Annotated in this window: 7 protein-coding genes; 5 read left to right on the top strand and 2 right to left on the bottom strand. The window is 58.7% G+C overall.

Going from position 1 to position 11,805, the window contains the following annotated elements; translation table 11 throughout:
* Positions 1–291: 291 nt before the first annotated feature.
* The gene (locus THTE_RS11550) at positions 292–1,296 is read right to left on the bottom strand and encodes a hypothetical protein (protein ID WP_157732044.1); all 1,005 of its coding nucleotides are present in this window, start codon (positions 1,294–1,296) and stop codon (positions 292–294) included.
* 375 nt (positions 1,297–1,671) lie between these two features.
* Here THTE_RS11550 and THTE_RS11545 point away from each other — a divergent pair, with 375 nt between their 5' ends.
* The 5 genes from THTE_RS11545 to THTE_RS11525 all read left to right on the top strand — a co-directional run bounded on the left by THTE_RS11545 (position 1,672) and on the right by THTE_RS11525 (position 10,142).
* The gene (locus tag THTE_RS11545; RefSeq protein WP_095415581.1) at positions 1,672–2,667 is read left to right on the top strand and encodes a DUF1559 domain-containing protein; all 996 of its coding nucleotides are present in this window, start codon (positions 1,672–1,674) and stop codon (positions 2,665–2,667) included.
* A gap of 525 nt (positions 2,668–3,192) precedes the next feature.
* Complete coding sequence (locus THTE_RS11540) at positions 3,193–4,200, top strand: DnaJ C-terminal domain-containing protein (RefSeq protein ID WP_095415580.1); 1,008 nt, start codon at positions 3,193–3,195, stop codon at positions 4,198–4,200.
* A 118-nt stretch (positions 4,201–4,318) separates the two neighbouring features.
* Positions 4,319–5,230 (top strand): membrane protein insertion efficiency factor YidD, encoded by a 912-nt coding sequence (gene yidD, locus THTE_RS11535; protein ID WP_168175845.1) that lies wholly within the window; start codon positions 4,319–4,321, stop codon positions 5,228–5,230.
* A 170-nt stretch (positions 5,231–5,400) separates the two neighbouring features.
* The gene (locus tag THTE_RS11530) at positions 5,401–6,651 is read left to right on the top strand and encodes a metallophosphoesterase family protein (protein WP_095415578.1); all 1,251 of its coding nucleotides are present in this window, start codon (positions 5,401–5,403) and stop codon (positions 6,649–6,651) included.
* Positions 6,648–10,142 carry an AAA family ATPase gene (locus THTE_RS11525; protein ID WP_095415577.1) on the top strand — a complete coding sequence of 1,165 codons (3,495 nt, stop codon included), beginning with the start codon at positions 6,648–6,650 and terminating at the stop codon, positions 10,140–10,142. Before THTE_RS11530 ends, THTE_RS11525 begins: the two co-directional genes overlap by 4 nt.
* Before the next feature lie 181 nt (positions 10,143–10,323).
* Here THTE_RS11525 and purM read toward each other — a convergent pair whose 3' ends face one another.
* Entirely contained in the window at positions 10,324–11,400 is a 1,077-nt protein-coding gene (gene purM / locus THTE_RS11520) for a phosphoribosylformylglycinamidine cyclo-ligase (RefSeq protein WP_095415576.1), read from the bottom strand.
* Positions 11,401–11,805 lie beyond the last annotated feature (405 nt).

Below are 11,805 nucleotides of genomic sequence, written 5' to 3'. Positions count from 1 at the left end.
GGCCATTCGTGAATCGCCACTACCAGCGACTGTTCTTGCGTCGGATGAAGCGAAATCGGCCATCCAACGTTGATATGCGGACGTGACAAGCACGTCCCTCGGAAAATCGGAGGGGCACGCTTGTCGTGCCCGATGAAATCCACTGGGCGGTCTAACGTTGACAAGCGGACCCGACAAGCGGGTCCCTCCATGGAAGGGGTTGGAGGGTCGGGTTCCACCCCTGCCAATCGCCCCGTTCCACCCAAACCGATCGCCCCGGTTCAGCCTCGAGACCAATGACCCTGCTTGATTTCAATCTGTGCGATCCTGTCCCGTCTCACCTTCGGCTTCTTCCAGCCAGCGGTCGATTTCCTCGTCGCTTATGTCCGGTGGACCGGGAATTCTGGCTTCTCGATCGAGGCTTGGACTATCGCGATCGGCCTCCTCTTTCCGGGGGGTTCCGTCCCCGCGGGCCGTATCGGCAGGGCCGCCTGTAGCCGGCTGGGGAGGCGTCGACGCGGCCGTGCCAGCAAATCGTGCCCGCCACTTTTCGGCTTCTTCGCGAGAAAGACGATCTCTCGAGAACAGTTGGTCTGGTGGAACAAGGGAGCCATCCTGATGCTCACGCCCGGCCCCGGCGATGGCTGGATCGGGATAGAGCGGAAATATGATGGCGTTGCTCGGGCAAACACGCGCGCAGGCGGGACAGCCTGGCCGACAGGCGTCCGGCTGGGCGGTGAACACGCGGCCATCTTCCCGAACGTCATACACCCCAAACAGGCAGAAATTGAGACATTCGTAACAAAGGGTGCAGCGGTCTTCGTCGATAACAGGATACCAGCGCGGCTGAATCGGTTCGTCAATTTCCCAAATGAGGTCTTCCGGTTTCTCCGCCAGGGAAGGAAGACTTGCTTCTTCCTGCCCCATGATTTCCGATACCAGAGCCATCACGGTCTGTTTAAGAACCTCCGTGGAAAGATACTCACGGTAGTCAAACGCCCAGAGCCGATGGGTGCCAAAAGTGGTGTCGGAGGCGGAATCTCCCTTTCCCTGCATCAGCCGATAGTTCAATCCATTCGCGCGGAGGACCAGTTGAGCTGCCCGCGGAAATAGCGGAGCCAGGAGGATCATATCGCCGGAGAGCTTTTCCAACCGCTGGAGTACCGGACCTCGAGGGACGAGGTCGTAAAGATGGGGAATAATGACCGCGGGTACACCAGAGATAGCGGACACGATACTATCCACCAGCTTCCGGAAGGCGGGAATTGCCTGGGCGGCTCGCGGTCGGCTGAAAACGAGGATCAAGGAAGCATTCACTGACACGCTCCGCACAACCTGAAGATTTCTCACACTCTTGCATTCCAGCCAGTAGTATAGCAAATTCCGGGAAATAAGAATAACTTCCCCTGATCGGTCGGGGATTGCAGTCAAAGGACGCCTGGGCATTACCAAGCTCCGCATTTATTGCAATGGCAGAATGAGATGGGGTCACGGCTGCCTGGCCGCTTTTTTGACGGAAGTCATTGGGATGGCTATGATTGTGGTATGAACGGGTCGCCAAACCGGGGACGGATTTTGGTGCGGTCGTTGGTACGGTATTCAAGAGCGGTGTGGGGCGAAGTTGGGTTTTGCTGGTGAGAACCGGATTCAACGCGTTCCGCTTCAATCGCTGTTGCGGCCATCTGTGATCCTGTGATTCTTCCATCCGGAACAAACATCCATTTCTCGTCTCTGTCGAGGCGACGGGCATTCACGCTTGTGGAATTGCTCGTCGTGCTGGCGATCATCGGATTGCTGATCGCGCTGCTTTTACCCGCTGTGCAGATGGCCCGGGAGGCGGCACGCCGGAGTGAATGCCTCAACCATCTGAAGCAACTGGCCCTAGCAGCGCATAACTTCCACGATTCTCACCGGCAGTTTCCGCCGGGTTATTTGGGGCCGCTGCCGCAGGCCCCGGTTCCCCCCTACCCGGGGCAATGGACGAGTGTGCTGGCCTATCTTCTGCCCTACCTTGAACAGGGCTCGCTCAAGGACCAGAGTGACGCTGATGTCCCGAATTTCGGCGGGATCTCCCTTTACGATGCCAGCCGGCAGGGACAGGCCTTCTGGCAACGCCCCAAAGCATGGGGTGCCGCTCAGGTGCAACCGCGGGTGTTCCTCTGTCCGTCCGATCACGCGACCAGGATCGCGCGTCCCATTGTGATCCTCCATTTCCATTACGTTTCGCCCTATGTCACTTTGACGGCGGCAAGCTTTTCCGACAACACCGGGGATGTTCTGGCACGGACAAATTACCTGGGATCCGGGGGGTACATGGGGGTCACAGGGATTGCCAGCAGCGATGCGTTTCGAGGAGTTTTCTGGAATCGGTCCCAGGAGAGCTTTTCCACAATCACCGATGGGACCAGCCAGACACTCCTGTTTGGGGAGGCCATGGGGGGCACGGAAGATCCCGAGCGGGCGTATTCGTGGTTTGGGTGTGGCGTCATGGCCAGCGCCTGGGGCCTCGGACCTACCGCTGCCAACGACACGCGGTGGGGCTGGTGGCAGTTTTCTTCTCGTCACCCGGGTGTTGTCCAGTTTGCGTTCGCCGATGGTTCCTGTCGGCCCCTTGCGACGACCATTGATCGCGATACGTTCATCTATCTCTCGGCAGTGCAGGACGGCCAGCAGGTGTCACTGCCGTGATGGAACTTTGAAAAGCTCGACCTGCCCAAAGCTCTCGGGCTGCGGGGCCGATTTTTGAACCGCTTGTGCGTTATGCCTCCCATCAGCCGGCGATTTTCGCCGGGATCCTCTTTATCGACTGAAGAGTGGTACGCATGTTGCATTAAGGAAAAAGGAGTGGGTATCGCTGCCAAATTGACGGGGACTTTTCGCGTTTTCCTCCCTAAAAGCGGCATCGGGCGGCGCGGTCGCGGAAGGATGGCCACGGGTAGAATACCATTCGAAAGACCCATCGAGTATGCTGGATTAGAAGCCATTTAGTGGAACTGGGTCGTGGCTAACCGGTCGGAATGCGATGGCCTGATACAGGACTCTGGCCGGGTTTCATAAAAATTGCGCACCGCAATCGTATCGACCGAATCCCCTCTGAAGAGGCAGAAGGAAAACTGCCGTTCAACGGCACAGGGTCGGAGTAAAAGTCCCCGCTTGTCGCATCGATGAAGTCAGCAAAGTCAATTCCGTTTGCAAGGACATAAACCGTCTGCTATGGCACGCGACTATTACAAAATTCTGGGAGTTCCGCGGAACGCCACGGATGAGGAAATCCGAAAGGCGTATCGGCAGCTTGCGCGCAAATATCATCCGGATCTCAACCCGAATGACAAAAACGCCAAGGAGAAATTCCAAGAAGTCCAGGAGGCCTTTGAGGTCCTCAGCGACCCTCAAAAGCGCGAGATGTACGATCGCTATGGGGCGTCGTTCCAGTATGCGGGCGCGGGAGCGGGCGCCAGACCGGGGACCGGCCGAGGGGGGTTCACGCAGACCGGTCCCGGCGAATTCACGTTCTTCTTCGGCGACGATTTCGATCTCGGCCGGTTCTTTGAAGAGCGGTACCAGGATTTCCCTGGCGGTAGAGGGGGCATGGGCGGTTTTGAGGACCTCTTCCAACATTTCCGCCGAACGGCCGGGCGAGGGAGAACGGCCGAAACCACCGGAGCCGGACTTCGCGGTCAGGATATCGAAAGTGAGGTCACCATTCCTTTCACGACCGCAGTCGAAGGGGGAGAGGTTGCCATCAGCGTCAGGCGACCGGATGGCCGCAGCGAAACCCTCAGCGTGAAAATTCCCGCTGGGATCGAGGACGGAAAACGGATCCGTCTCAGAGGCCAGGGAGCTCCGGCACCTTATGGCGGAGAGCCCGGCGATCTGTATCTCACCGTCCACGTAGCCCCGCATCCGCATTTTGAGCGGAAAGGCAAAGACCTTTACGTCAAACTGCCGGTGACCATTCCCGAGGCCCTGTTCGGCGCGAAAGTGGACGTGCCCACACCTCACGGCACGATTTCCTTACGTATTCCGCCAGGAACGGCAAGTGGAAAGAAACTTCGCGTGCCAGGCTACGGAGTTCGACCGGCCGGAGAGCCGGCTGGTGATCTGTATGTGGAAGTTCTCATCGTGCCGCCTCCCCATATCCCCGAGAGCATGAAAGAAAGCCTCCAACGACTCCAGGATGCGTACACTTCAAACGTGCGTACCGGGGTCACGTGGCGGTGAGTCGTCACGGTGATCACCGGAAAAACCTGCATGTTGCCGCGCTGTGTGAGGCGGCTGCCATCAGAAACGCCCAGTCGCTGGCCCCGGGGTGTTTGGGCAAACAGGCGAGGGAGCAACAGTGGATCAGAGTTTCGGTCGGGAATACCGCATCCGTAAACAGCGAGAAATCGATCGGGTCTTTGCCCGCCGGTGCTCCGTGGCTGACGAGCAGCTAGTCATTTACGGGTGCGAAAACGATCTGCCCCATCCCCGGCTGGCAATTTCCGTATCCCGCAAGCTCGGCAAACCGGTTTTTCGCAATCGCTGGAAGCGGCTCATTCGGGAGGTCTTTCGGCAACGAAAGGCGGATATCCCGTCCGGCATCGACTACATCGTCATTCCCAGAAAAGGGATCGAACCCGACTTTCACGAGCTGTGGTATCGCATACCCTCCCTCATGAAACAGCTTGGCCGGCGATTAAAGCGCACTAGTGGATCAAAAGAGGAGCCCAGCCGCCAGCGTTCACGAGCAGGTGCATCAAGGCAGGAGGTCAGCAGAAACTTACCGAATGACCAACCGACGTCCCCACTGCCGCCCAAATCTGGACCTGACACCGGCGAGGCTTCCCGTTCCGGCAGCCTGAGTTCCGCAACTGCCTTTGATTTCGGCGATACCCTCTTTGCTGGGCTGGATCGAGCGAGGACCGCGCTTTTAGATGATCAGGTTGGCGATCAAGCGGCGTGCGGCCTCCTGTCTTGCAACGGTCGGATGTCAACGTGGGGAAAAATTATTTGTCCTATTGGGTGGACGATCAGGGCGGTTTACCTCTGCGTCAATTGGGTGCTGGCCGGTGTTCTGATCGCGATCGTCTCACTTTATCGATGGACGATCAGTCCGATGCTTGGCCGATGTTGCCGCTTTGAGCCGAGCTGTTCGCTCTATTTCATTCAGGCCGTGCAAAAGTACGGGGCGTTCATCGGGACGTGGAAAGGAGTCTGTCGGATCCTGCGCTGTCATCCCTGGCATCCCGGCGGGTACGATCCCCCCTAATCGAACTTCACGATATAAGTCCTGCCCCTGCAGAATTCCCATAGTGTCAGGGGCGGGGATTTGCTATTCTCGGCCTGCCGCCGTCTCGGGAAGTGGCGATACGCGGCTGCGTAATCTGGGCAATATGCACAGCTAATACAATTTGACGCTGAGTTAAAGGATTTTTCACCGTGCCGCCGCTGACCGTCATCCACGCAAGCGGTTTCTGCCTTGGCGAGGCCGTTGAAGGTGTTCCCGAACTTCCGCCCCGAGTGGTGGAGCGGTTGATCGAGGCCCCCCGAAAGACTCTACTTCGGGTGGCAGAAATAGCCAGTCGTGAAGGGGCCCATGCGGTGATTTTTGCCGGCGACGTCCTGAATCCGGCAACCGCGGCTCCCGGGGATTGGTTCGCCGTTTTCCAGTTTTGCCAGGGACTCGCTTCCCAGAATGTTCCTGTGATCTGGCTCTGGGGCCAGCTCGAGCGCTGTGGTCCCTGGCCGGAGGAATTCCCACTTCCGCCCAACGTCCACCTCTTTCTGGGTGATGAACCTTGCGTTTCCACGGTGACCACTCCCGGAGGACCACTCCAGCTTGTCATCACATCCCAGGCAGACCCGCTGAAAACGTTCCCGGAAAAACCGTCGTCCCTGGAGGGTTTCACTGTTGGTCTGGCTTACGGACAGGACATCGGTGAAGGCGGGAACAATCCCGCGGACGAAATTGAGACAGACTACTGGGCATTGGGGGGACACCGAGTCCGCACGGAGTTTGATTGGGCAGGCGTGAAGGCACACGACCCCGGCCCGGCCTTTGTCTGCTTTTCAGATCCCGAAGTCATTCCGTCCATCACGGTTGTCGAGCTGCATGGGCCGAAAAAGGTTTTTCTGCGTTCCCTCTCCGTGGCGGCCTTGCGGTGGCACACGCTCACCGTCCACGTGGCAGCGGAAAGCACCGAACCCCAGCTTGTGTCCCAAATCATTCAGGAGGTCGAGGCCCGCCGGGCAGCGGGGGATGCCGATTGGCTTGTGCGAATTCGCCTGGAGGGATCGCCCCATGCGCTCATGCCGTGGCGGATGAAGGGATTTGATCGGGAAATCCTCGAACTGCTGCGGATGCGTTACGGTCAAAGCCCTCCTTACGTCTGGCCGATCGAGGTGACCTGGCATCCCAGTGATCCCTGGCCGGAAACCTGGCTGCAAGAGGAGAGCTTTCGCGGAGAATTGCTCAGGCAGGGATTGGCCTTAGAGGCAACGAATCCTCGTGAATTTCTTTCCCAATGCTTGCCAGCGAGCGAATTGGAACTGTCTCCAGTGTTTCGCGGATGCCCCGATCAGTGGCAGACCGGTTGGCCGGAAATCGTTCGAGAGGCCCTTTTTTATGGTTTGGTGTTGCTGGAAGAGAACCAGCCCGCAACGCGTAGTGGTGGAGGACGCGCTGAATGAGACTCCGCCAGATCGACATCGAGCGGTTTGGAATCTGGCGTGATTGGTCCAGCGGGGAGTTGCCCTCTGGACTGGCCGTGTTTTTCGGCCCCAACGAGACGGGCAAGTCCACCCTGCTGGAATTTCTGCGGGGTATGTTCTTCGGTTTTCAACAACGAAACAGTTTTGCCTCGGCCGACGATCCGGTGCTTGCGGGACGACTGGTGTGTGAGCATCAGGACACTGTCTTCCAGGTCTACCGGCGGTGGACACCCAGCCGTGGTGAGGTCATCGAGGTCTTTGACGGCAACCAAAATAGCCCGGCCGAGGAGACGCTCCGTCTTCTGTGCCCTCTCGACGAGACCACGTTCAACGCCATTTTCGCGGTCAATCTGGAAGACATAGCCTATCTTCGAACGCTCGAGACTGCGGCCACGGGTGAACTCCTCTACGACCTGAGTTTGGGGATTGACCGAGCCGTTTTGGGGCGAGTCCTTGCGCGTTTACAGGAACAGGCTGAGGCAAACCGGCAGGGTGAAATTCTCGAGGAGTTGCTGGAGGAGCGGGATCGGCTGGAACGGGAACTGCAAGAGGCTCCCAGGACGGCAGTTCGGTTTGCGCGACTTCTCGCCGCGCGAAAGACAGCGGAGCAGCAGTGCGCCAGGGCAGAAGAAGCCCTCGCGGAGTGGCGCGAGAAATGCCAGACATGGGAAGCGCTTCGGCAATTCCTGCCATTGTGGGAGGAACGCTGTCTCGTGGAGAAGGAACTCCGCGAGGTGGGACCCCTGGTCGGTGTTCCTGAGGTTTTTTTCCGGCGCGTGGCCCACCTGCGCAAAAGGCTGCGCGCCGCCAAAGAGGCCTTAAAACAGCTCAAGGAGCAGCACTCCCAGGTAAAAACTCGGCTGAGCAAAATCACAATCAACGAGGCACTCCTGGCCCACGCCACCGAATTCGAGGCCCTCCGGCCCATCCGAAACGACCTCGTCAATCTCCGGACGACGTTGAACGTTCTGCAAGCGGAGCAGGATCGTCTCGACCGGGAACTGGAGAGTCTCCAAAGTCGCCTTGGTGCGAAGACCCTGGACTGGCCCGTAAATTGGTCATGGGGCGACGTTCGGCGCGCCATAACTCAGTGGGAGCGGCTTGGCCAGCGAATCCAGACGGAAGAGCAAAAACTTGCCACCGACCGGGCGACAAAAGATCGCCTAGCAGAACAATTGCGGCAGAAGCTCGAAATCTTTCATGCGGCAAACGTCCCGACGGCCCTCGACGAACGCAGTCGCCAGGCCACGCATCTTCGAAAGCTGGCCCAGCTCAGAGAGCAGCTTGCCTCCTTAGATAACCGGCAGAGGGAGCTTCGCGCGGAACGGCTCGCCGTCATGAAAGAAGCCCTACTTCCAGGGCGAACCTGGTTGTTTGTGGCGGTTCCCTTTGTGCTGGGGCTGGCCCTCGTTCTGCTGTCCCTGCTGACGCTTGCCATATTTCCGGTGAGTGGTTTGGGCTGGAGCGGTGTGCTGCTCGGTGCCGTTCTGGTCGGTGCAGGAGTCGCCGTCAAGCTTCACGGCGAGCGTCTCCACCGCTCTCGCGCCGATGCGATCCTGCAAGAATGGGAAGCCCTTCGGGCGGATCGCGAGCGTCTCACGGAGCAGGTTTCTGGTTTGGAAATGGCGATCACATCAGCGCCCACCCATTTGCCGCGGGAGCTTCCTGCACTGGAAAACGAGATTCGCGAGCTTGAGTCCTTGGGCCTGCTTCAAACGCAACTTGATCATTTAGCCCAGCAAATCGCGGAAGCAGAGCGAGAGCTCGCCGAGCTACGGGCCCAATTGGAGGAAGCTGCTCGTGGCGTGGCAGCTTTCTTTGGCCAGCAAGGACTTCCTTTACCGGAGAACCCTTCCGCTGCCGGGATGGCACTCCAAACGCTCCGGCAGTATTGCCGACTTTATTCGCGCTGGGAATCGGTCCACAAACGGCGATTGTCGCTACTTCGACAGCATGAGACATGGTCCACTCGCCTGCAGCAACTCGCGCAGGTTGCCGGACTTCAGCCGCCGGATAGTTCCCCGGAGCTCCTCCTCGACATGCTGCTGGCCGCTTACGATGAAGCGATCGCCCATGCCCGCGAGAAAAAACAACTTCTTCGCGAAGGGCGGGCTGTATTAAAAGATCTTCAGCGTCAACAGAAAACTGTGCGAAAATTACAGATGGCCTTGAAGCGGCACATCCGCCATTTCAGGCGTCGCACGGGCTTCTCCGATTCGCTGGGCAGGGCCCATCATCAATGGCGAAAGGGCCAGGAGCTTCAGCAGAAGTACGAACAAATCACCACTGAGCTCCGGCAGGCGGTCAAGGGCGTGTCATCACGCCTCGGAGCAGGGGAAAAGCTTGAAGATCTCTTCGTTGGTTTGGAATCGCGCTATCAGGAAGCACTGGCCAAAGTAGAAGAATACAGTGGTCAGGTGACGTCCTGTCGCCAGGTGCTGGAGCGATTGACGGCGGAAATCGAGACACTGGCCCGCGACCGCCGCATCGAGGAAAAACGCCTGGCTTTGGCGACTCTCGATTATAGGCTCGGCCCTGGCCTCATTCGCGAGCGATTGCCCCGGCTGGTGCTTTTCCTCTTTGAAAAAGTTCGCCAGCACTACGAGCACGAACGGCAACCCCGCATCCTGCAAAAAGCCTCCAGGTTCCTGGAAGCGATGACAGAGGGCCGTTACCGCCGCGTTTGGACGCCCGTTGCCGAGCGTGTGCTCCTCACCGAAGATCATTCCGGAAACCTCCGCCGTGTGGACGAGCTTTCCCGTGGTACCCGAGAACAACTTTTCCTCTCCCTACGCTTGGCTCTGGCCAGTGATTGGGCGGCTCGCGGAGTCCAACTGCCGCTCATCCTCGATGACGTCCTGGTGAATTTTGATCAGGACCGAGTTCGGGCGGCCTGTCGAACGCTGGCTGAGTTCGCCGGACCTCGCCAGCAAATCCTCCTGCTAACCTGTCACGAGCATATTACAAACGTCTGCCACAACCTGGGCATTCCAGTGACGAATCTGACGTCATCGACGGTTCTCGGCAAGTCCGCGCGTAGACCTCAGCGCTCGCCGACGCGATCGCATTCCACGCCGATCCACGAGGCTGCACCGGCCCGGGAGACTTCGTCCAACCCCGTTTCGTTGTCCAGTGTCCCCGATGCCGGGGGAATGACTGATCCTACCGGGACGCCTCTGGCCGGGGACCCACTACCCGAAAGCACCTCCCAGGGCGATTCCACCTCTAAAGAAGAGCCAGAAGTCGATCAGGCCGAGCAACAGAGACCGCTCGACTCAAGCACCGATCCCCTCGATGCCACTAAGAATCCCTGGCCTGTGCCCGTTGCGGATTCCTGGTTTTTTGTGCCCGATCCTTATCCCGAGGATAGGACGGCTTCCACGGCTGCCGACCTGAACACCGGCGAAACCTCGGAACCACCCATCCCTGCCGCCCGACGTTCTCGAGTTCGAAAGGCTCGCGCCGCCTGAGACATTTTTCAAGCCACTGGCTGGGTGGCCGGCTGTTGACGCCTTGCCTTCTAGATTGCCTGCCGCCCCGTGAACATCGTTCGACGCCGTTAGTCCCAGTCCATGAGTGCCGTCGATGAGCCTTGTTCCCAGGCGGCCTGTGATGTTATGCGGGCGTGAAATAACGGGGGTCCCAAAAAGCTTACGATGACTTTCCCGCCCACACCACCCCGCTTGCCTCGGCTGCCTCTGCCCGGCCGATTTCCCAGCAGGGAACGCCCTGGTCTTCAAGCTGATGGCGGATACTGGTTGCATAGTAACTGCTGACGACGAGGATCATACCCAGCCCAAGATTAAAAACATTTTCCATTTCCTCGTCATCGATATCCCCGAGCCGCTGCACCCAGGGAAAAACGGCGGGCACCGGCCAGGCGGATTTGTCCAAAACGATCCGCACGCCCGCCGGCACGATTCGCGACAGGTTTTCGCGAATGCCGCCACCAGTGATATGGGCAATCCCATGAACTACCGTCTTAACCCGATAGTACCGCAACACGGCTCGGATTGGCCGGACGTAAATGCGCGTCGGTGTAAGCAGTGCTTGGCCCACGGTCATGCCCAATTCCGGAATAAAGTCCCCCACCTTCAGTCCGGCCATTTCAAACACCACCTTGCGAATGAGGCTGTATCCGTTGGAATGAAAGCCGGTGGAGGCCAGTCCCAACACGGTATCACCTGGGGTGATAGTCTGTCCGGTGATGACGGAACGACTCTCCACCACCCCCACGCAAAAGCCAGCCAGATCGAAATCACCCGGCTGATACAGGTCTGGAAGGATCGCTGTCTCCCCGCCCAGAAGGGCACAATCCGCCTGGCGACACCCTTCCACAATGCCCTCCAGCAGCTTTTCCAGAAGCGGCGGATCGTCCTTGGGCATGGCCACATAATCCAGAAAGAAGAGCGGCTCAGCACCGCAACATAACGCGTCGTTGACGCTCATGGCCACAAGATCAATCCCCACCGTATTGTAAACGCCTGCCAGGGACGCAACCTTGAGCTTGGTGCCGACTCCGTCCGTGCAGGCGACAAGAACGGGATCCTGATACCGCCGTGCAAACAGGGGCCAGGGAAAGTCCAGACGGAACAACCCCGCGAAACCATTGGGCAAATCGATGGTCCGCGGTGTCATCGTCCTTCGCAGGAGGTGTGGGATTCGGGCCATCGCCTGGCGATACAGGTCCAGGTCCACACCCGCGGATTTATATGTTGCCTTCGCCATGAGCACGATCCCGAATGACGAAAATCAAATATATAGCGATACCGGAATGTGCCAGAAATCGGGGCGGACCTCCCCTCTCTGGCTAGCTGATCCGGCAAAAGCGCTGCAGGGCTTGGTATTTAAAATCGGAGCACGATCGGATATCCGCCCATTGTAAACGGCCATCCGGAAACCGACCATATGACGGTTGTGCCCGCCGGCGGCCCTACTTTTACCAATAACCATCACGTGCCACGAGTGAAAACGGGTTGCAGACGCAAATCATGAATTGCCCCTACCAATGGCGTGGCCCGGGCGAACCGGGTCCTTGTTATGTGCAGTGCGGGGCTCTAACCCCGCTTTTCACGCGGACCTTCAGTCCCCGGTGAAAGGCAATGGGTGATCGAAGGTTGTTCGGCGGACCTA

It is taken from the genome of Thermogutta terrifontis (genome assembly GCF_002277955.1).
Classification (GTDB): Bacteria; Planctomycetota; Planctomycetia; order Pirellulales; family Thermoguttaceae; genus Thermogutta; species Thermogutta terrifontis.
This window is presented reverse-complemented; position numbering and strand designations above follow the sequence as displayed.

Bases quoted from the DNA above. Each gene is read 5' to 3' on its own strand.
- THTE_RS11540 (WP_095415580.1), top strand. From the start codon at position 3,193: ATGGCACGCGACTATTACAAAATTCTGGGAGTTCCGCGGAACGCCACG.
- THTE_RS11525 (WP_095415577.1), top strand. From the start codon at position 6,648: ATGAGACTCCGCCAGATCGACATCGAGCGGTTTGGAATCTGGCGTGAT.
- purM (WP_095415576.1), bottom strand. From the start codon at position 11,400: ATGGCGAAGGCAACATATAAATCCGCGGGTGTGGACCTGGACCTGTAT.